Here is a 19,838-nt window from a genome sequence, read left to right on the forward strand (position 1 = left end):
AATTGCCGATGCCCCGCTATCGCGGGCGCTTTGCGCCCTCGCCCACCGGCCCGTTGCACCTGGGCTCGCTGGTCACGGCGCTGGCCAGCTGGCTCGACGCCCGCGCCCATGGCGGTGACTGGCTGGTCCGCATCGAGGACATCGACTATCCGCGCTGTGTGAAAGGCGCCGATTTCGACATCCTGCAGACCCTGGAACGGCTCGGGCTGCGCCCCGACGAGGCGCCGGAGTGGCAGAGCCGCCGCGAGTCCCGCTACGCCGATGCGCTGCGCCGCCTCGACGCCAGCGGCCAGCTCTACCCCTGCGGCTGCTCACGCAAGGAAATTGCCGACTCGCTGGTCCACGTGCGCGAACGCCACCAGACGCTCGGCTACCCCGGCACTTGCCGCAACGGCCTGCACGGCAAGCTGCCGCGCGCGTGGCGGGTGCGCGTGCCGGACGGCCCGGCCGCGACGATCTGCTTCGACGACCGCTGGCAGGGCCGCCAGTGCCAGGACCTGGAAACGGAACTCGGCGACTTCGTCCTGCGCCGCGCGGACGGCCTGTGGGCCTATCAGCTCGCCGTGGTGGTGGATGACGCCGCGCAGGGCATCACCCATATCGTGCGCGGGTCCGATCTGCTCGACTCCACGCCGCGCCAGATCCACCTGCAACACCTGCTGGGCCTGCCCACGCCGTCCTACCTGCACGTGCCCGTGGTGGTGAACGCCGATGGCGAGAAGCTGAGCAAGCAGAGCGGCGCGCAGGCCATCGACACGGCCGCCCCGCTGGATGCGCTGCGCATGGCCGGGGCGCACCTCGGCATCGCCAATGGCGAGACCAGCGTGCCGGCCTGGCTGGCGGCGGCAACCGCGCAGTGGGCGGCGATGCAGCGCTGACCAGGCTTTCCGCCAGACCAAACAAAAATGGCACCCGAAGGTGCCATTTTTTTGTTGCCCGAGCCGTCTGTTACGACTTGCGCGGCGCGCCGCCCAGCAGCGCTGCCACGGGGCGCTTCGGCGCCGGGCGGCCACGGCTCAGCGCGGCGGCCAACTGCTCGTCGGCCGGCTGCGCGTTGGCGTGATGGTTCGACGGCTCGTAGGGGCGCGAGAAGAACGGATCGTCCGACGGACGGAACGCCTGACGGCCACCGCTTTCGGTGCGACGACGACGACCCGGCGCGGCTTCCGCCTCCGCCGCCGCTTCGCCACCGTTGTCACGGGCGCGGCGCACATCGCCACGCTGGCGGCGACGGTCCGATTCCTCGCTGCGCGCGCGCTCGCCGGTCGGGTCGAAGCCATTCAACTCCCCGCGCGGAATGCTGCGCTTGATCAGCTTCTCGATATCGGCCAGCAGGCGGTCATCGCCGCCCGGCACGTAGATCGACAGCGCATCGCCGCTGGCGCCAGCCCGGCCCGTGCGGCCGATGCGGTGCACATAGTCTTCCGCGCTGTACGGCAGGTCGAAGTTGATCACGCACGGCATGGCCGGGATGTCCAGGCCACGGGCAGCCACGTCGGTGGCCACCAGGGCGTCGATCGTGCCGGTCTTGAAGCCTTCCAGCGTCTGCATGCGCTCGGTCTGGGTCTTGTCGCCGTGAATGGCGGCGGCGTTGATGCCCTCGCGCTCCAGGTGACGCGCCAGGCGCGAGCAGCCGATCTTGCTGTTGACGAACACGATGCACTGGCGCGAATCGGTTTCCGACGCGCGCTGCTTGAGCAGGTGCACCACGGCGGCCTGCTTGTGGCCGTCTTCCACGCGGTAGGCCATCTGGCGCACGTTCTCGTTGGTCGAGTTGCTGCGTGCCACTTCGATCGTCACCGGCTGCTTCAGGTAGCTCGAGGCCAGCCGCTTGATTTCCGGCGAGAACGTGGCCGAGAACAGTAGCGTCTGGCGCTGTGCCGGCAGCAGGTTGATGATGCGCTGCAGGTCCGGCAGGAAGCCCATGTCGAGCATGCGGTCGGCTTCGTCCAGCACCAGCATCTGCACCTGTGACAGGTTCACCGACTTCTGCTGCACGTGGTCCAGCAGGCGGCCCGGCGTGGCGACGAGGATTTCCACGCCACGGCGCAGCGCATCGGTCTGCGGGTTCATGTCCACGCCGCCGAACACCACCGTGCTGCGCAGGTCGGTATGCTTGGCGTAGCGCGCCACGTTGTCGTAGACCTGGTCGGCCAGTTCGCGCGTCGGCGTCAGCATCAGCGCACGCACCGGGTGGCGCGCGGGCGAGGCACTCGCGTTCGACATCGGCAGCAGGCGCTGGATGATCGGCAGCGCGAAGCCTGCCGTCTTGCCGGTACCGGTCTGCGCGGCGCCCATCACGTCCTTGCCGAGGAGGACCACCGGAATGGCCTGCGCCTGGATCGGCGTCGGCGTGGTGTAGCCCTGTTCGGTCAAGGCGCGCAGGATGCGCGAATCCAGCCCGAAGCTTTCGAACGTTTGCTCTGCGGCTGGGGTCTGGTCTGGGGTGGTCGTCATCGTCATGGTTTCGGTGTCTGGCGGGCGAGGCCCGCGCCAACTGACACGCGTCTCGAGAAAGGCACGCCGGGCTGCGCCAACGCGGGGCGTTGGGTCACGATCGGCAATTGCCCAGAAAATCAAAGACTTGGATTCTACCATCAGTGCCCGGTGCTTCGTGAGTATCGCCAGATGTCATGTCAACGCCGTGTCACATGGCGCGGCGACGATACTGGCCCGACGATGTGCCGGCAGCGGCCCACCGGACCCCGATTCCAGACCCATCCATGCCGAATACGCCACAACTTGTGCCTTCTCCGACCGATCTGGCCCGCCGGCGCTTCCTGCGCACGTCAAGCCGCTTTCTGGGTCTCGGCGTCGGTCTGAGTACCTTTAGCGGCACATTGATCGCAGCGCCGGCCGTGGTGTCCTCGGCCCGGCCCGGTGCGCCGGCTGGCCTCCAGCTGGGCGATCCTTCGGATGACGGCCTCGTGGTCTGGGCCCGCGCCGACCGCCCGGCGCGGATGGCCATCGAATACGGCACCGATCCGTCGTTCCGCAACGCCGCCCGCCTCTCCGGCCCGCTGGCCAGCGCCGAGACCGATCTCACCGCCCGCACGCATGCTGACCGGCCTGATGCCGGGCCAGCCGTACTTCGTGCGGGTGGCGTTCGAGAATCCGGGCGAGCGGCGCGGCCTGGGCCCGTGGCTGGACGGCAGCTTCCGCACGCCCTCGCTGGCCGCCGACCGCCCGGTGCGCTTCGTCTGGTCCGGCGATACGGTCGGCCAGGGCTGGGGCATCAACCCGGAACTGGGTGGCATGCGCATCTACGACGCCATGCGCCAGCGCAACCCGGACTTCTTCATCCACAGCGGCGACACGATCTACGCCGACAGCCCCATCCGGGCCGAGCAGAAGGCGGAGGACGGCCGGATCTGGAAGAACGTCGTCACCGAGGAAGTCAGCAAGGTGGCCGAGACCCTGAAGGAATTCCGAGGCCGCCATCGCTACAACATGCTCGATGAGAACGTGCGCGCCTTCGCCCGGCAGGTGCCGCAGATCTGGCAGTGGGATGACCACGAGGTGACCAACAACTGGTCCGCGTCGAAGGATCTGTCCGGCGATGCGCGCTACACCGAGAAGGACGTCAGCGTGCTGGTGGCACGCGGCCGGCGCGCCTTCCTCGAAAACGCACCGATGCGCTGGCACCGCCAGGGGCTGGACGAGCGCGTGCATCGCCGCATCGCCCAGGGCCCGCTGCTCGATGTGTTCGTGCTCGACATGCGCAGCTTCCGCGGCCCGAACGGCTACAACCGCGAAACCGTGGAAGGCGCGGACACGCCCTTCCTCGGCAACACGCAGTTGGAGTGGCTGATGGCGGAGCTGGTGGCGTCGCGCGCCACATGGAAGGTGATTGCGGCGGACATGCCGATCGGCCTCCGCGTGCCCGATGGCAAGGATGCACAGGGCCGCGCGCGCTGGGAAGCCATTGCCAATGGCGACGGCCCGGCGCTGGGCCGCGAACTGGAAACCGCGCGGCTGCTGACGCGGATGCGCCAGGCCGGGCTGAAGAACGTGGTGTGGATCACCGCCGACGTGCACTACTGCGCCGCGCACCATTACGCGCCCGAGCGGGCGGTCTACCAGGATTTCGATCCGTTCTGGGAGTTCGTGGCGGGGCCGCTCAACGCGGGCAGCTTCGGCCCCAATCCGCTCGACAACACCTTCGGGCCGCGCGTGGTGTTCCAGAAGGCGCCGCCCGCGCAGAACCTGTCGCCGCTGGCCGGTTTCCAGTTTTTCGGCGAGATCAACATCGATCCGGCCTCGCGCGCGCTGACCGTGGACCTGCGCGACCTGAACGGCGTGTCGCAGTACGCGCAGACCTTGCAGGCGCAGGGCTGAGCGGCTGGTGGCTCCCCGATCCCGGAGGGAGAGGGGTTGGAGGATAGGGCCGGAATATCAACGAAGTACGACATGTTGATCGGCAAAGGTCCGCCCTATCCCCCGCCCCGCTCCGCTCCGGTATAGGCGAGGAACCGCCAAACGGCTGTCTGAATCGTCAGCCAGCCTCAGTCGCTCTTGATGTTGTTGTCCTTGATGACCTTGCCCCACTTCGCATAGTCGTTGCGCATGCGCGTGGCGAGCTGATCGGGCGGCATATAGGACGCCACCGTGCCGGCGCCCAGCATCTTCTGCTGGACGGTCGGATCGGCCAGCGCAGCCTTCAGTTCGGCAGACAACTTGGCGACGATCTCCTTCGGCGTGCCGGCCGGCACCAGCAGCCCGCCCCACGACGACGCATCGAAGCCCGGGAAGCCCTGCTCCGCTACGGTCTTCACATCGGGCGTGAAGCTCACGCGCTTGGCCGACCCCACCGCGATCGGCCGCAGCTTGCCGGCCTTGATGTGCGGCAGCGCGGCGATCATGTCCGCGAACATCATCGGCACCTGGCCGGCCAGCAGATCGGAAATCGCCGGGGCGCTGCCCTTGTACGGCACGTGCTGGACGTCGAAATGGCCGAGGTTCTTCAGCAGTTCCGTCGACAGATGGCCGAAGCTGCCGTTGCCGGCGCTGGTGTAGTTGGTTTCGCCCGGCTTGGCCTTGACCTTGGCGATGTACTGCTGGAGGTCCGTCACATCGGGCATCGACTGCGGATTGACCACCATCACGATCGGCAGCTCATAGGCCGCACCCACGGGCGCCAGGTCCTTGAACAGGTCGTAGCTCTTGCGCGGGATCAAATGCGGGGCCAGCAGCGTCGGCGTGGCCAGCATCAGCAGCGTGTAACCATCGGGCGCGGACTTGGCCACGGCTTCAGCGCCGATGGTGCCCGAGGCGCCGGGGCGGTTGTCGATCACCACGGTCTGCTTCAGGTTCTCGCCCATTTTCTGGCCGATGATGCGCGCAGCGGTGTCGGTCGGGCCGCCGGCCGGGAACGGCACGACGAGCCGGATCGGCTTGTCCGGGTAGCCCTGCTGGGCCAGCGCGGGCGCGGCGGCCAGCGGCAGCGTGGCCGCGACGGACAGCGTGAGCGCGGAAATCGTAAAACGACGACGTTGGTAATGCACGGTGTTTCCTCCAATGGGCCGGTCATGGCCGGCCTGCTTCTTCGACTGACTAACTAATAGATACCGCGCGAGATTCAGAGCGTCATCACGCCGGGGCGGAACAGGCGCGGGTCCATCTGGCGCAGGTCGTCGGCCACGGCCACGGGGGTGGCGCACTGGTCGAGCACGTCGCGCTGCAGGTCCATGCCCGGGGCGATCTCCACCAGCGTCAGGCGTGCTTCGCCATGCGCATCGGCGCGCATCTCGAAGACCGCGCGCTCGGTCACGTACAGCACCGGCACGCCGAGCGACGCCACGTACGGGCCGTTGAAGCTCAGGTGCGAGACCTCGGGCACGATCTTCTTGACGCGGCCTTCGCGCACGATGCGTAGTTGATCGTCCTCGGCGCGAATTTCCAGCCCGCCCGCCGTCAGCGTGCCCATGAAGACCAGCGCGCGGGCGCTCTGGGTGATGTTGATGAAGCCGCCCACGCCCGCGATCAGCGCGCCCTCGCCTTCGCCAAACTTGCTCACGTTGACGTTGCCGTGGCCGTCGAGTTCGGCCAGACCGAGGATGGCCAGGTCGATGCCGCCGCCCTCGTAGAAATCGAACTGGGCCGGCTGATCCACCACGGCCTCGGGGTAGGCGGAGGCGCCGAAGCTCAGGCCATCCGCCGGCGTGCCACCGATGGGGCCCGCCTCCACGGTCAGCGTGAAGCCGCCGAGCCCGGCCTGGTGCGCCAGCGCGCCCACGGCGGCGGGCATGCCCACGCCGAGGTTGACTACGCGCGGCTGGCGGCGCGCGATCTCCATGGCGGCGCGGCGCTGGACGATGGTGCGGGCGTCGAGCGGCGCGGCGGTGGCTGGCAGCGCCTCGGCCTCACGGGCCGCTTCGGCTGCGGCAGCAGCTTCCCCGCGCCACGGCGTGACGTAAGCCGCGTTATAGGTCTCGGCGAACGTCATCTGATGGTGCGCCGGCTCCTCGCTGACCACCACGTAATCGACAAGGATGCCCGGCACGTGAATCGCCTGGAGGTTCTCGTGATAGTCGACGATGGACTCCACCTGCGCGATCACGATGCCGCCCGAGTTGTGCGCGGCCTGCGCCATCGCCAGCAACTCGTGGTGGAACGCCTCGCGGTGCGTGCTCAGGTTGCCGCGCGTGTCCGAGGCGGTGCAGCGGATCAGCGCGCAGTCAATCGGAAAACTCGGATAGAAGAGGTATTCGTCGCCCCGGAAATCCACGGCCTCGACCCAGTTGGCGCGGCCTGCCGCGATGGCGTCGCGCGCGCGCTGGTTGATGGCGCCGCCGTGGTAGCGGGCGTCCTGCGCCGTGCGGGGATCGACAAACGTATGGAGGCCGATCTTCGTCATGACACCCGGCTTGCCGCCGGCGATGGCGCGGTACAGGTGGGTCAGCACGCCCTGTGGCAGGTTGAAGCCCTCGCAGTCCTCGTTCATGGCGAGCGTGGCCAGCCGCGTGGCCGAGCGCCAGTGGCCGCCGACGATGGCCCGGGTCATGCCGGCATTGCCGAAGTGATTCACCCCACGCGCGCCGCGGTCGCCCTGGCCGGCCGAATAGACCAGCGTCAGGTCTCGCGGCAGGCCGTCCTGCAGGAAGCGCGACTCCAGCGCCTCGGTCACGCCCTCGGCATGCCCAGCGCCCACGAAGCCTGCGCTGGCCACGGTCCAGCCGCTCTGGACAAGCTCGGCCGCCTGCCGGGTGGTGATCACCTTCATTGCTGTCTCCTGGGTCTTCTTGTGTCGTGGTTTCTACCGAGCCACGATTCCCGAACAAATGTTCGCAAAACGCCTATCATACGGATCGGACGCCCGGACGCAAGTCTGCGCCGCATCCCGACAAACCCCTACTTTCCCTTTATCCCCCTTTTCCACCCTCGCATGACGCGCTCCGACGCCACCGCCGCCAACGACGTCCCCCACGACGCCCCGAAGAAGGACGAGCTGCTCGACTCGCTCACCAAGGGGCTGGCGCTGCTGCGCCTGTATGCGAGCGGCGTGGAGCGGCTGACTATGCAGGAAGTGGCCGAGCACCTCGACGTCACCCGCGCCGCTGCGCGCCGGCTGCTGCTGACGCTCGAGCACAACGGCTACCTGGCGCAGGACGGCCGTTACTTTGCGCTGACGCCCAAGGTGATGGACCTCGGCTATGCCTACTTTGCCTCGATGAACCTGCCACAGCTGGCCCGCCCCTATCTCCAGGCGCTCTGCGCCGAGGTGGGCGAAAGCTGCTCGATCGGCATGTTCGACCGCGACTCGGTGGTGCTGGTGGCGCGCGAAGAGCCGAGCCAGATGCTGCGCGTGGACATGGCCATCGGCCGCCGCATGCCCGCGTATGCCCACTCGCTGGGCCGCGTGCTGCTGGCGGGGCTGGACGACGCCGCGCTGGTGACCTATCTGGATGCCGCCGAACTGCGCAAGCTGACGCCGTTCACGATCGACTCGCGGGCGGCGCTGGCGCGCAAGCTCGAACAAGTTCGAGCCGATGGCTTCTGCACACTGGTCAGCGAACTCGTCGATGGCTTCGCCGGGATTTCCGTGCCGCTGCGCGACCAGACCGGCAAGACCGTGGCCGGCCTGGGGCTCAGCATGGTGCTGGGCAGCCGCAACCAGGCCTATCTGGAATCGCACTACCTGCCCCCACTGCGCGCGGCGGCGGAGAAGATCGAAGCGATCCTGCGCGCGCGGTAGGAAGACTCCGAAAGCAGGCCCCAGAATGAAAGAGCCCCGCAGGCCGGGGAGGTCGCGGGGCTGAAGTGGTAGCGGGGCAAGGATCCTGTTGCCCCGGGACTATCTTGCGCGAAGGCCCCTCCGCCGACATCACCCATTTGTGGGGAAATTAGTGGGGTATCGCACCTCCGGACGGGTGCGCCTTCAGGCGTGTGGCCAATTGCGGAAAACGTCGAATTGCTCTACCGCGGCGGTGAATGCCGCGAGCGACGGATGTTGCGCTGGCGCCACCTTGCCCGGCAGCAGCGCCTGCGTGAAGGTCCAGACCACGGCGGTTGTCACGTCTGCCTGAGTCAGCGTGCTGGCATCGGCCGGCACGGCGCGCGTCGCAATTTCCTGTTCCAGCAGCGCATAGGCGCGGGCGAGTTGCCCGTCCACGCGGTCCAGCCAGGGCTGATGCTGCTTCTCGGCTGGGCGCAGGTTGTGTTCGTAGACATCCTGCACGGCCTTTTCGCATGCGGCCAGCGCCAGGCCGATGATGCGCAGCGCCCGCTGGCGCGCGCCAAGCTCAGACGGCATGAGACTGCGCCCCGCCACGGCTTCCGCGTAGTCGATGATCAGCGAGGAATCCATCAGCACGATGCCGTCGTCGCAGACCAGCGAGGGCGCCTTGACCACGGGATTGATCGCGCGGAACTGCTCGAAAGTGCTGAACACCGATACCGATTCATGCCGGAACGGCATGTCGAGCAACGCCAGCGAGATGGCCGCGCGCCGCACGTAGGGGGAATCGAGCATGCCGATCAGTCTCATGTTTCTGCGCTCCGAGGAAGGACATCAATAGGGAGATGGCTATCCCCATATGATGCGTTGGGCATGTGCGGATGCCAACGGTTTTGTAGGACGCCACTGAATTCCTGTCGACCTTTGTCGACATCGTCAATCGGGACTTCAGCGGATCAGGTTGGCGACCGTTAAAGGCGTCATCGACACCAACCAAGCTGCGCCATGTTCAACGACGGTGGCATCGTTCCGGCTGCCAGCGGTCGTGGGCTAAGACGTACAAAAAAAAGGGGTTACGGCATAACCGTAACCCCTTTTTACTACCACGTAAGTTGGTGGGCCTCCCGTGAGTCGAACACGGCACCAACGGATTATGAGTCCGCTGCTCTAACCAGGCATGAGCTAGAGGCCCTTGGAGGGCTTAGTTGCCTTCCAGGAAGCTCTTCAGCTTGTCGGAGCGGCTCGGGTGGCGCAGCTTGCGCAGTGCCTTGGCCTCGATCTGGCGAATCCGTTCACGCGTCACGTCGAACTGCTTGCCCACTTCTTCGAGCGTGTGGTCCGTGCTCATTTCGATGCCGAAACGCATCCGCAGCACCTTGGCCTCGCGCGGCGTCAGGCTGTCCAGCACGTCCTTCACCACGTCGCGCATCGAACCATGCAGCGCGGCCTCGGCCGGCGCCAGCGTGTTCGTGTCTTCGATGAAGTCGCCCAGATGCGAGTCGTCGTCGTCACCGATCGGCGTTTCCATGGAGATCGGCTCCTTCGCGATCTTCATGATCTTGCGGATCTTGTCCTCCGGCATCTCCATCTTTTCGGCCAGCGTTGCCGGATCGGGCTCGTTGCCCGTTTCCTGCAGGATCTGACGCGAAATCCGGTTCATCTTGTTGATCGTTTCGATCATGTGCACCGGAATCCGGATCGTGCGCGCCTGGTCCGCGATCGAACGCGTGATGGCCTGGCGGATCCACCACGTGGCGTACGTGGAGAACTTGTAGCCGCGACGATATTCGAACTTGTCCACCGCCTTCATCAGGCCGATGTTGCCCTCCTGGATCAGATCCAGGAACTGCAGGCCACGGTTCGTGTACTTCTTGGCGATCGAGATCACCAGACGCAGGTTGGCCTCGGTCATCTCGCGCTTGGCCTCGCGGGCGCGCTTCTCGCCCTCGGACATCTTGCGGTTGACGTCCTTCAGCTCCTTCAGCGGCAGCACCACGCGCGCCTGCAGGTCGATCAGCTTCTGCTGCAGTTCGTGCACGGCCGGCACGTTACGCTCGACGATCGTGCTGTAGCCCTTGCTGTCGGCCACCACGGTCTCGATCCAGTCCAGGTTCGTCTCGTTGCCCGGGAAGCGGGCGACGAAGTCCGAGCGCGGCATGCCGCACTTGTCCACGACGATGTTCAGGATCGCCCGCTCGAGCTTGCGCACCTCGTCCACCTGGCCGCGCAGCGTGTCGCACAGGCGCTCCACGTTACGCGCGGTGAAGCGGATGCCCATCAGTTCGGCCTGGATCGCTTCCTGAGCCTTCACGTACGGCTTGGACTTGTAGCCTTCCTTCTCGAAGGCACGGCGCATCTTGTCGAACTGCTCGGCGATCACGCGGAATTTCTCCAGCGCGTTCTGCTTCAGTTCTTCCAGCTGGCGTGCGGAAGCCGCGCCGCCAGCAGCGCTGTCGTCCTCGTCTTCCTCGTCGCCATCGCTTTCCTCGTCGGCCTCGACATCTTCCTCATCGGCTGCCGCCGCGGCCGCAGCCGGGGCTTCCGCCACTTCGTCGGCGTTCGGATCGATCAGGCCATCGACGAACTCGTCGATCTTGATCTCGTCGTTCGCCACGCGCTCGGCGTGCGCCAGGATCTCGGAAATCGTGACCGGGCAGGCCGAGATGGCCATGACCATGTCCTTCAGGCCGGCTTCGATCCGCTTGGCGATCTCGATTTCACCCTCGCGCGTCAGCAGCTCCACCGTGCCCATTTCGCGCATGTACATGCGGACCGGGTCGGTGGTGCGGCCGAATTCGGAATCGACGGTAGAAAGTGCGGCTTCCGCCTCTTCCTCAGCCTCTTCCTCGCTCGTGGCGGACGGCGCGTTGTCGTTGAGCAGCAGCGTTTCGGCGTCCGGCGCCTGCTCGTAGACGGCGATGCCGATGTCGTTCAGCGTGGCGACCAGCGTGTCGATCGTTTCCGAATCGACCATGTCGTCCGGCAGGTGATCGTTGATTTCCGCGTAGGTCAGGTAGCCGCGCGACTTGCCGAGCTTGATCAGCGCCTTGAGCTTCTGGCGGCGGACCTCGAGTTCCTCCTCGGTGCCCTGCTGGGTCGAGGCGAACTCCTTGAGCAGCGCCTTTTCCTTGGCCTTGCGGTCCTTGGCCTTCTGCTTTTCGGTCTTGGGCGCAGCGGCGGGTGCGGCGGCCGCTGGCGCGTCGTTTTCGTAAAACTCTTCAGTCACGTCTTCTGGGGTGCTGTCGTCTTGCTGCATCTCGGCCTTGGGCTTGCGGCCACGCTTCTTGGGCTCCGGCTTGACGGCCGGGGCAGCGGGACGCTCGGATGCAACGGGTGCGGGAGTCGCGGCACGGGCCTTGGGCGCCACGGCGGCAGCGCCAGTCTTGGCGGCTCCGTTCCGGGTGCTGGCCGTCGTTGCCGCACGCTTGCTCTCGACTTCGGTATTCTGCTGTTTCGCCACGGTGATACTCTTGCCTTTCACGGGTGCAGAAGCGGCATGATGCTTGCCGCTCGTATTGGCGCTCTCGCCGCTCTCGCGTGCCGAAGTCGAGGGCTTTGTCTTTTCGGATGTGCGATTCCTGGCGGAAGTGGTCCCTGCCGGTGCAGTTGCACCGTGCGCGGGCTTTGCTGGCGCAGACCGGGCTGTTGTCGTCCTGACTGTCGCGGTCGAAGTCTTCGCCGCCGTTGTTTTCACGGACGCCTTGCCGCTCCCTGATTGGGGAGCTTTGGAGGGCGCCTTATCGGCTACCCTTTCGGTTGCTTTGGCCTTTGCCATTGGCACGCTCACTTTCGCCAGTACTGGAGAGAGATTTCGCAATCCAAACCGGGCATTGTAGCACGTTGCCAACACCCGGCTTCCACTCAGGTAAGGTTTTCACCTGAAAAATCAAGGCTTAAGCACCGGACAAGCGCCAGATATCCCCGTCTGGGCACCCACCGTTGTGCACTCAAGCCCCCATTTCACCTTTCCGCCGCATCCTGTCCAACCCTTGCCGGCTCAGGCCCCATCGGTCGTGGCGGGCCGCAAGCCGAGCTGACGGCGGCGCTGCACCTCGGCCACCAGCCAGACCATGCGGGTCTTGTCCGCCTCGCTGGCCCCGCCGGCCGAAACTGCCTTTTGAAGCACTTCCAGCTCGCGTTGCAAGGGTTCTGCCAATAATTTGTGGATGGCGCCGTCGAATTCCATGGTCGCCGGCTCCTCTTCGATTTCTTCCTTGAGCACCGCCGTCCGGGCCCCGGCGTAGACCTCGGCATAAGGCGTTTGCGCCAGGTGCTCGCTGAAAGCCGCGAAGTTCACCGCCCCCTGGAGGCCATCGCAAGCCTCCACCAAGTGAGCGAGCACTTCGGCTTCTGGCCTTGTGCTATCCAGCAGCAGCGCCCGTGTATCGGCATCGAGACGGCTGGCGAGTGACGGATAGCTCATCAGCAACTGAATCACGCGCTGCTCCAGCCCGGTGGGCGCCTGACGGCGCGCGCGTGGCCGCGGCTGGGCGAAACGCCCCACCCGCGACGAATCGCTGCCCAACCCACACACGGCCTCGATCTCGGCAGGTGTCGTACCGGTAGCATCGGCAAGTTCGCGCACGATCTGTAGTCGCAATCCGCCAGCCGGCATCGACTGGAGCAGCGGCTTGGCCTCGTACTGGGCGCGGGCGCGGCCTTCGGGCTGGCGCAGGTCCTGTTCCTCGGTGACTACCTGGAGCAGGAAGCGCGACAGCGGCATCGCGGTTTGCACCTGGCGGGCAAAGGCGTCCGTGCCCTCTTCCCGCACATAGCTGTCCGGATCATGTTCTGCTGGCAAAAACAGGAAACGTATCGTCTTGTTGTCGGCAACGTGCGGCAAACATGCCTCCAACGCCCGTCTTGCCGCGCGGCGGCCCGCTGAATCGCCATCGAACGAGAACACCACGGCGTCGGTCTGGCGCAACAGCTTCTGCACGTGCACAGTCGTGCACGCGGTGCCGAGCGTGGCCACGGCATTGGCAAAGCCAAGCTGGGCCAGCGCCACCACGTCCATATAGCCTTCCACCACCAACACGTAGCCATTTTCGCGGATGGCGTGCCGGGCTTCGAACAGGCCGTACAGCTCCGTTCCCTTGCTGAAGAGCGGCGTTTCAGGAGAGTTCAGGTATTTTGGCTCGCCCTGGCCCATCACCCGGCCACCGAAGCCAATCACATTCCCCTTAGTGTTGCGGATCGGGAACATGATGCGGTCGCGGAATCGGTCATAGCGGCGCGGCTTGCCGTCAGCGTCCCGCTTATCGCTCGACTCGATCAGCAACCCGCCTTCCACCAGTGGGGCAGCCACGTTGTCGTCCCGATAGCTGCCAAAGACGGCTTCCAGGCCCTGCCAGTCGTCCGGCGCATAGCCCAGGCCGAAGTTTGCCGCGATCTCGCCGGTCAGGCCGCGCCCCTTGAGGTACTGGATAGCCTGCGGCGCACCGCGCAGCTGCTTGCGATAGAACTCGGTGGCGCGCGTCATGGCGTCGGACAACGCCACGGACTTGGCCTGCTGCTCGGCACGCTGCGCCGGCGGCAGGCGGTCACGCTCCTCCGGCACCGTCACCCCCACGGACTGCGCCAGCTCACGCACCGCGTCAGGGTAGGACTGACCAGAGTATTCCATCAGGAAGCCGATGGCAGAACCATGGGCGCCGCAGCCGAAGCAGTGATAGAACTGCTTGGTCGGCGACACGGTGAACGACGGGGATTTCTCGTTGTGGAACGGGCAGAGGCCCATGAAATTGGCGCCGCCCTTCTTCAGCTGCACATACTTGCCCACCACATCGACAATGTCGACACGGTTGAGCAGGTCCTGAATAAAGGATTGCGGAATCACCCGACTGACCGTCCTGATGGAGGCGGCCTGCCGTGTTGGCGACCGCTTTTCTGTGAATGCGTGACCGGAACGTCGCCCGGTGGCTATCGAATCATTGTAGTGCAGATGCAACGTGGCGCCCGAAAAACCGGGCTTTCATCGCCAAGCCCCGCCAACCTGACGGCATCTTCGCCCAACGCCACGCCAACACCCTGAACCCGTCGATTACTTCCCCGTCAGCGCCGCCTTGACCAGCGCGGAGACGGCCGTCATGTCGGCCCGGCCTGCCAGGCGCGCCTTGACCAGGCCCATGACCTTGCCCATGTCCTGCGGACCGGCCGCACCCGACTCCGTCACGGCCTTCTGGACTTCGGCGGCCACCTCGGCCTCGGACAACTGCGCCGGCATATAGGCGGTGAGCACTTCCACCTCGGCCTTCTCCTTGTCGGCGAGGTCGGTACGGCCGGCCTGCTCGAATTGCGAGATCGAGTCCTTGCGCTGCTTGAGCATCTTGTCCACGACGGCGGTGATGCCGGCGTCGTCCAGTTCCACGCGATCATCCACCTCGCGCTGCTTGATGGCGGCCATGAGCAGGCGGATGGTGCCGAGCCGCTCGGATTCACGGGCGCGCATGGCGGCCTTCATGTCGTCGTTGATGCGGGCTTTGAGGGACATGGCAGATTTCCGAAAGAATGGATGGACAGCAACCGGGCGCGCGCCAGCGCGGCGTCGCCCGGACCAATTATTGGACCATAACGCAAAAACCCGCCGGAGCCATGCCCGCAGCGGGTTCGGAGCTGACGCAAGGCGCGATCAGTAGAGCTTCTTGGGCAGCGTCTGGCTGCGGATGCGCTTGTAATGGCGCTTCACCGCAGCATCCCGCTTGCGCTTGCGCTCGGCGGTCGGCTTCTCGTAAAACTCTCGCGCCCGCAGTTCGGGAATCAGCCCGTTCTTCTCGATGGTGCGCTTGAAGCGGCGCATCGCGACTTCGAACGGTTCATTTTCTTTGAGGCGAATCGTCGTCATTTGGCCAAAAAGGAAAGAAGAGATTGCCGGCTGCCAGCCCTTGCCAGCGTGATGAGAGCGCCGATTGTAGCGCAAGGCCTGTGACGCTGCACGCGCATCGGCCCCGCCTGGACGGACCGTGCCCGCTACGCCACAGCGCTCGCGCCACGTGACGCTTCGGCCACTGCCTCGCCGGCTGCGACGGCCGACGCCCAGGCCCACTGGAAGTTGTAGCCGCCCAGCCAGCCAGTCACGTCCACCACCTCGCCGATGAAGTACAGGCCGTCCACCTCGCGCGCCATCATCGTGGCGGACGACAGCCCGCGCGTGTCCACGCCGCCGATCGTCACTTCGGCCTTCTTGTAGCCCTCGGTGCCCGAAGGCACCAGCCGCCAGCGGTTCAGCGCGTCGCCTAGCTGGCGCAGGGCCTTGTCCGGCAGGTCCGCCACCGGCAGGGCGCCCGACAAGCCGGCCGCCGCGCACCATGCGTCGGCCAGCCGCGACGGCAGGCGCTCGCCGAGCAGGTTCGCCAGGTGCTTCCGGCTGCCCTTCTTATGTCCGATCAGCCACTCGGCGGCATCCTCGCCATCAAACAGGTCGATCTCGATTGGCGTGCCGGGGCGCCAGTAGCTGGAAATCTGGAGCACGGCCGGGCCGGACAGCCCGCGGTGCGTCCACAGCAGGTCTTCCTTGAACGCGCCGGCCGCCTTGCCGCTGCCCGTGCGGATATCGACTTCCATCGACACCCCGGCCAGCGGCACGAAGGGCTGCCACGCCTGGCCGTCGAACGTCAGCGGCACCAGCGCGGGCCGCGTATCGATCATCTTGAGCCCGAACTGGCGGGCGATGCGGTAGCCGAAATCCGTGGCCCCGATCTTCGGAATCGACAGACCACCCGTTGCCACGACCACCGCGCCGGCGCGCACCGCGCCTTGCGTGGTCAGCAGCAGATAGTCATCGCCTTCACGGCGAATTTCGTCGATGGTGCAGCCGGTGCGCCAGTGCACGCTTCCTGCGTCACATTCGGCACGCAGCATCTGGATCACGTCCTCGGCGCTGTTGTTACAGAACAGCTGGCCGCGATGTTTCTCATGCCAGTCAATGTCGTACCGGCGCATCAGCGCCAGGAAATCCTGCGGGGTGTAGCGCGCCAGCGCCGACCGGCAGAAATGTGGGTTCGATGACAGGTAATTGGCCGGACCTGCCTGCAGATTCGTGAAATTGCAGCGCCCCCCGCCCGAGATGCGAATTTTCTCAGCGAGCCGTGTCGCGTGGTCGATCAGCACCACGCGCGCCCCGCGCTGCCCGGCCACGGCGGCACACATCATGCCGGCCGCACCTGCGCCCAGCACTGCCACGTCGAACCGGTCGGCCTTGCCCTTCATCGCCCCTGTTGTCATACCTGCCTTTCAAGAAGCGTGGATTGTAGCGAAAAGCCGCGCCGGCGCACCGCCTGCCGCTGTGCTACCCTGCTGTCCTTCCCTGTTTATGCGCACTTGCCGGCACGATCGACGCCAATTCCGCGTTTATCGCACCGGCCGTTCCTGTTTTTCATGCTCGTCCTCGGTATCGAATCCTCCTGCGATGAAACCGGGCTGGCCCTCTATGACACCGGGGCCGGCCTGCTCGCGCACGCGCTGCACTCGCAGATCGCCATGCACCGCGAATACGGCGGCGTGGTGCCCGAACTGGCCTCGCGCGACCATATCCGCCGCGTGCTGCCCCTGCTGCGCCAGGTGCTGGACGACGCCGGCCGCACGCGCCAGGACATCGACGCCATTGCCTACACCCAGGGGCCGGGGCTTGCCGGCGCACTGCTGGTGGGCGCTTCGGTCGCCAATGCGCTCGGTTTCGCGCTGAACGTGCCGATGGTCGGCGTCCATCATCTGGAGGGCCATCTGCTCTCGCCGCTGCTGACCGACGCGCCGCCGCCCTTCCCGTTTATCGCGCTGCTGGTCTCGGGCGGCCATACGCAGTTGATGGAGGTCAAGGGCGTAGGCGACTACGCGCTGCTCGGCGAGACCCTCGACGATGCCGCCGGCGAGGCTTTCGACAAGACCGCCAAGCTGCTCGGCCTGGGCTATCCGGGTGGCCCGGAAGTGTCGCGGATGGCCGCGTTCGGCTCGCCGGGCGCGTTCGACCTGCCCCGGCCGATGCTTCATTCGGGCACCCTCGATTTCTCGTTCGCAGGGCTCAAGACCGCCGTGCTGACACAAACCCGCAAGCTTTCGAACCCGTGCGAGCAGGATCGCGCGAACCTCGCGCGCGCGTTTGTCGATGCCATCGTCGACGTGCTCTCGGCCAAGTCGTTCGCCGCGCTCAAGCAGACCGGGCACAAGCGCCTGGTGGTGGCCGGCGGCGTGGGCGCCAACCAGCAACTGCGCGAGCGCCTGAACGAGATGGGCCGCCGCCGCAAGGTGGACGTCTACTACCCGGACCTCGCCTTCTGCACCGATAACGGCGCGATGATCGCGTTTGCCGGCGCGATGCGGCTCCAGGCCGCGCCGCAGGTGGCCCGCCACGACTACGACTACGGGGTCACGCCCCGCTGGGATCTGGCCGATATCCGCCTGCCCGCCTGCCCGCCTGAGGCCTGAGGTCGAAGGAATTCTCCAGGTCCGATCCTCGATCGGACACATCGCGGTCACACAGCGACCGAACAATTTGCGTTTCCGACATCACATCGACAACAAGAGGAAACGCTCATGGATCGCCGCAAATTCTTGAAATGGGGAAGCTTCGTCACGGTAACGGTCGCCACGACGGGGCTGACCGCCTGCGGCGGCGATGACGATCCCGCCGCCAATCCGGCGCCGCCGACCACCCCCGACAACAGCCCGGTGTTCACCTTCCAGCAAGGCGTGGCCTCGGGCGATCCGAAGCCGGACAGCGTGATGCTGTGGACGCGCGTGGACGGCAGCAACGGCGGCCAGCCGGTGAACGTGCGGCTCCAGGTCTCCGCGCAGCCGGATTTCAGCACGCTGCTCGTGGACAGCACGCTCCAGGCGCTGCCCGAGTGGGACTACACGCTGCGCAACAAGGTGACCGGCCTCTCGGCAGCCACGACCTATTACTACCGATTCCTGACCGGCAGCCAGACCAGCCCGGTGGGCCGTACGCGCACCGCGCCGGCCGCCGGCACGCCGCTGTCGCAACTGAAGTTCGCGTTCATCACCTGCCAGGACTGGAGTGTGAACCACTGGGCCGGCATGGAGGAGCTGGTGGCGCAGGATCTCGATTTCGTGGTCCATATGGGCGACTACATCTACGAGACCGTTGGCGCGGCGTTCCAGACCGGCAAGGTCGAGACGCGTCACACGCAGCTGCGCCTGCCCGACGGCACCGCCGGCGACGACGGCTCCCGCTACGCCACGACGGTCAACGACTACCGCTATCTCTATAAGACATATCGCAGCGACCCGCGCCTGCAGGCGCTGCACGCGCGCTTCCCGGTCATCGCCATCTGGGACGACCACGAGTTCTCCGACGACTGCTGGCAGGACCACCAGACCTATAGCGACACCGACGACGCCACGCCGCGCCTGGCCCGCCGCCGTGCGGCCAGCCAGGCCTGGTTCGAGTTCATGCCAGCCGATGTCAGGTTCGACGCCGCCGACGCCTCGTTCCAGAACATCCAGATCTACCGCGCGTTCACCTTCGGCAACCTCGCCACGCTGGTCATGACCGACGAGCGCCTGTACCGCGCCGACCACGTGATCCCCGAACAGGCCGCCGGCAGCGACATCGGCAGCCGCTACTTCGTGCCGAAGGCCACGCTCGCGGGCCTGGAGGCGCAGAAGATGACCGCCGCCGGTGGCGCACTGACGCCGGTGTCGATCCTCGGCGATACCCAGCGCGGCTGGTGGCAGGCGCAGATGGGCGCCGCCAACACCACGTGGAAGCTGTGGGGCAATGAGGTGTCGCTGCTGCGCATGCAGATCGATGGCACGCAGGCCATCGCCGCGCTGATTGCAACAGGACTGGTGCAATCCAACGCCGCGCTGGCGCCGCTGCAAGGCGCGATGACCACGGCACTGGTCACGGACCTGACCACCGCCAAGGGAGATGGCACCTACCCGACGCCCGCCTACGTGGCGCTGAAGGCGCTGCTGCTGGCCAACGCCGGCATCTCGAACGCCGTGTTCGATGCCGTGATTGCCCCGGCGCTGAACGCCCAGCTGCCGCCCGTGACGCTGCTCGATCAGTACATTCTCAATGCGGATCAATGGGACGGCTACAACGCTGAACGCAAGAGCATGATGGCGTTCCTGAAAGCCCAGGGCATTGGCAACGTGGTGGCGCTGACCGGCGATATCCACGCGTTCTTCGCCGGCCCGGTCATGGACGACTACGATGCCGCCACCCCGGCTCCGGTCATGGTCGACCTGGTCACGGCGGGGCTCTCGAGCAACTCGTTCCAGAGCTATTTCAAGAGCGTGGTCGATAACGAGGCGGCGTTCGCGGCCGCCAAGCCGCTGGTCTACGTCGAGCAGAACGGCGCAGTGGTGAACACGTTCAACAGCACACTGTCCGCCTTCAACCCGTGGCTCAAGCATGTGAATACCGATGCGCAGGGCTACGCGGTGATCACGCTGACCGCCGCAAAGCTCAGCTGCAGCTTCCACACGCTGAAGCCGATTACCGATGGCGTGGCGCCGGCGCAGCCGGCCACGGCCAGCACGACGGTGGTGGAGGTGCTGGCGGGCACGCCGGCGGTGAACGTCCTCTAATCCACCGCGCAGGTAGCAAAAAAGCCACCCGATGAACTGACCCCCTAAAGTTGGACGGTCGGTGACGCTAGGCGCCGGAGGGCTGAGTCCTGTATTGCACGGGACTCAG

At 66.3% G+C, this 19,838-nt stretch carries 14 protein-coding genes, 1 tRNA gene and 1 pseudogene; 6 read left to right on the top strand and 10 right to left on the bottom strand.

Annotated features, from left to right (window positions below):
* Positions 1-8 precede the first annotated feature (8 nt).
* Complete coding sequence (gene gluQRS / locus SB751_RS26995) at positions 9-878, top strand: tRNA glutamyl-Q(34) synthetase GluQRS (protein ID WP_144199679.1); 870 nt, start codon at positions 9-11, stop codon at positions 876-878.
* A gap of 70 nt (positions 879-948) precedes the next feature.
* Here the strand turns inward: gluQRS and SB751_RS27000 are convergent, their stop codons facing one another.
* On the bottom strand, positions 949-2,463 hold the full coding sequence (locus SB751_RS27000; RefSeq protein WP_144199681.1) for a DEAD/DEAH box helicase: 1,515 nt from the start codon (positions 2,461-2,463) through the stop codon (positions 949-951).
* Positions 2,464-2,723: 260 nt separating this feature from the next.
* Here SB751_RS27000 and SB751_RS27005 point away from each other — a divergent pair.
* Positions 2,724-4,338 (top strand): annotated as a pseudogene (locus SB751_RS27005) (alkaline phosphatase D family protein).
* 167 nt (positions 4,339-4,505) lie between these two features.
* Here the strand turns inward: SB751_RS27005 and SB751_RS27010 are convergent.
* Positions 4,506-5,504, bottom strand: a complete 999-nt coding sequence (locus SB751_RS27010; protein WP_250024693.1) for a Bug family tripartite tricarboxylate transporter substrate binding protein — start codon at positions 5,502-5,504, stop codon at positions 4,506-4,508.
* Between the two features lie 74 nt (positions 5,505-5,578).
* Entirely contained in the window at positions 5,579-7,222 is a 1,644-nt protein-coding gene (locus SB751_RS27015) for an acyl CoA:acetate/3-ketoacid CoA transferase (protein WP_410748739.1), read from the bottom strand.
* Between the two features lie 162 nt (positions 7,223-7,384).
* On the opposite strand from SB751_RS27015, the gene SB751_RS27020 reads away from it, so the two are divergent.
* Positions 7,385-8,194, top strand: coding sequence for an IclR family transcriptional regulator C-terminal domain-containing protein (locus SB751_RS27020; RefSeq protein ID WP_144199690.1), 810 nt, complete (start codon positions 7,385-7,387; stop codon positions 8,192-8,194).
* Positions 8,195-8,377: 183 nt separating this feature from the next.
* On the opposite strand, the gene SB751_RS27025 is transcribed toward SB751_RS27020, so the two are convergent.
* From SB751_RS27025 to rpoD, 3 genes are all read right to left on the bottom strand, one after another.
* Positions 8,378-8,986, bottom strand: a complete 609-nt coding sequence (locus SB751_RS27025) for a glutathione S-transferase family protein (RefSeq protein ID WP_144199692.1) — start codon at positions 8,984-8,986, stop codon at positions 8,378-8,380.
* Between the two features lie 303 nt (positions 8,987-9,289).
* Positions 9,290-9,368, bottom strand: a tRNA-Ile gene (locus SB751_RS27030).
* A gap of 9 nt (positions 9,369-9,377) precedes the next feature.
* Positions 9,378-11,657: an RNA polymerase sigma factor RpoD gene (gene rpoD / locus SB751_RS27035; RefSeq protein ID WP_144199694.1), complete on the bottom strand. Its 2,280-nt coding sequence runs from the start codon at positions 11,655-11,657 to the stop codon at positions 9,378-9,380.
* Between the two features lie 22 nt (positions 11,658-11,679).
* Here rpoD and SB751_RS27040 point away from each other — a divergent pair, with 22 nt between their 5' ends.
* The gene (locus tag SB751_RS27040; RefSeq protein ID WP_246119004.1) at positions 11,680-12,012 is read left to right on the top strand and encodes a hypothetical protein; all 333 of its coding nucleotides are present in this window, start codon (positions 11,680-11,682) and stop codon (positions 12,010-12,012) included.
* Between the two features lie 161 nt (positions 12,013-12,173).
* Here SB751_RS27040 and dnaG read toward each other — a convergent pair whose 3' ends face one another.
* From dnaG to SB751_RS27060, 4 genes are all read right to left on the bottom strand, one after another.
* Positions 12,174-14,015, bottom strand: coding sequence for a DNA primase (gene dnaG / locus SB751_RS27045; protein ID WP_144199696.1), 1,842 nt, complete (start codon positions 14,013-14,015; stop codon positions 12,174-12,176).
* 204 nt (positions 14,016-14,219) lie between these two features.
* Positions 14,220-14,669: a GatB/YqeY domain-containing protein gene (locus SB751_RS27050; RefSeq protein WP_092290346.1), complete on the bottom strand. Its 450-nt coding sequence runs from the start codon at positions 14,667-14,669 to the stop codon at positions 14,220-14,222.
* Between the two features lie 138 nt (positions 14,670-14,807).
* Positions 14,808-15,020, bottom strand: a complete 213-nt coding sequence (rpsU, locus tag SB751_RS27055) for a 30S ribosomal protein S21 (protein ID WP_144199698.1) — start codon at positions 15,018-15,020, stop codon at positions 14,808-14,810.
* 125 nt (positions 15,021-15,145) lie between these two features.
* On the bottom strand, positions 15,146-16,384 hold the full coding sequence (locus SB751_RS27060) for an NAD(P)/FAD-dependent oxidoreductase (RefSeq protein ID WP_144199722.1): 1,239 nt from the start codon (positions 16,382-16,384) through the stop codon (positions 15,146-15,148).
* 168 nt (positions 16,385-16,552) lie between these two features.
* On the opposite strand from SB751_RS27060, the gene tsaD reads away from it, so the two are divergent.
* Positions 16,553-17,596 carry a tRNA (adenosine(37)-N6)-threonylcarbamoyltransferase complex transferase subunit TsaD gene (gene tsaD / locus SB751_RS27065; RefSeq protein WP_410748740.1) on the top strand — a complete coding sequence of 348 codons (1,044 nt, stop codon included), beginning with the start codon at positions 16,553-16,555 and terminating at the stop codon, positions 17,594-17,596.
* Positions 17,597-17,704: 108 nt separating this feature from the next.
* Positions 17,705-19,729 (top strand): alkaline phosphatase D family protein, encoded by a 2,025-nt coding sequence (locus tag SB751_RS27070; RefSeq protein WP_410748741.1) that lies wholly within the window; start codon positions 17,705-17,707, stop codon positions 19,727-19,729.
* The last annotated feature ends 109 nt before the right edge of the window (positions 19,730-19,838 follow it).

The sequence above is a fragment of the Cupriavidus sp. SIMBA_020 genome, from assembly GCF_046535395.1.
In the GTDB taxonomy this organism is placed as follows: Bacteria; Pseudomonadota; Gammaproteobacteria; order Burkholderiales; family Burkholderiaceae; genus Cupriavidus; species Cupriavidus campinensis.

Excerpts from the sequence above, each read along its gene's own strand:
- gluQRS (WP_144199679.1), top strand. The coding sequence starts at position 9 with ATGCCCCGCTATCGCGGGCGCTTTGCGCCCTCGCCCACCGGCCCGTTG.
- SB751_RS27000 (WP_144199681.1), bottom strand. The coding sequence starts at position 2,463 with ATGACGATGACGACCACCCCAGACCAGACCCCAGCCGCAGAGCAAACG.
- SB751_RS27015 (WP_410748739.1), bottom strand. The coding sequence starts at position 7,222 with ATGAAGGTGATCACCACCCGGCAGGCGGCCGAGCTTGTCCAGAGCGGC.
- SB751_RS27020 (WP_144199690.1), top strand. The coding sequence starts at position 7,385 with ATGACGCGCTCCGACGCCACCGCCGCCAACGACGTCCCCCACGACGCC.
- SB751_RS27025 (WP_144199692.1), bottom strand. The coding sequence starts at position 8,986 with ATGAGACTGATCGGCATGCTCGATTCCCCCTACGTGCGGCGCGCGGCC.
- SB751_RS27050 (WP_092290346.1), bottom strand. The coding sequence starts at position 14,669 with ATGTCCCTCAAAGCCCGCATCAACGACGACATGAAGGCCGCCATGCGC.
- rpsU (WP_144199698.1), bottom strand. The coding sequence starts at position 15,020 with ATGACGACGATTCGCCTCAAAGAAAATGAACCGTTCGAAGTCGCGATG.
- SB751_RS27060 (WP_144199722.1), bottom strand. The coding sequence starts at position 16,384 with ATGAAGGGCAAGGCCGACCGGTTCGACGTGGCAGTGCTGGGCGCAGGT.
- tsaD (WP_410748740.1), top strand. The coding sequence starts at position 16,553 with ATGCTCGTCCTCGGTATCGAATCCTCCTGCGATGAAACCGGGCTGGCC.
- SB751_RS27070 (WP_410748741.1), top strand. The coding sequence starts at position 17,705 with ATGGATCGCCGCAAATTCTTGAAATGGGGAAGCTTCGTCACGGTAACG.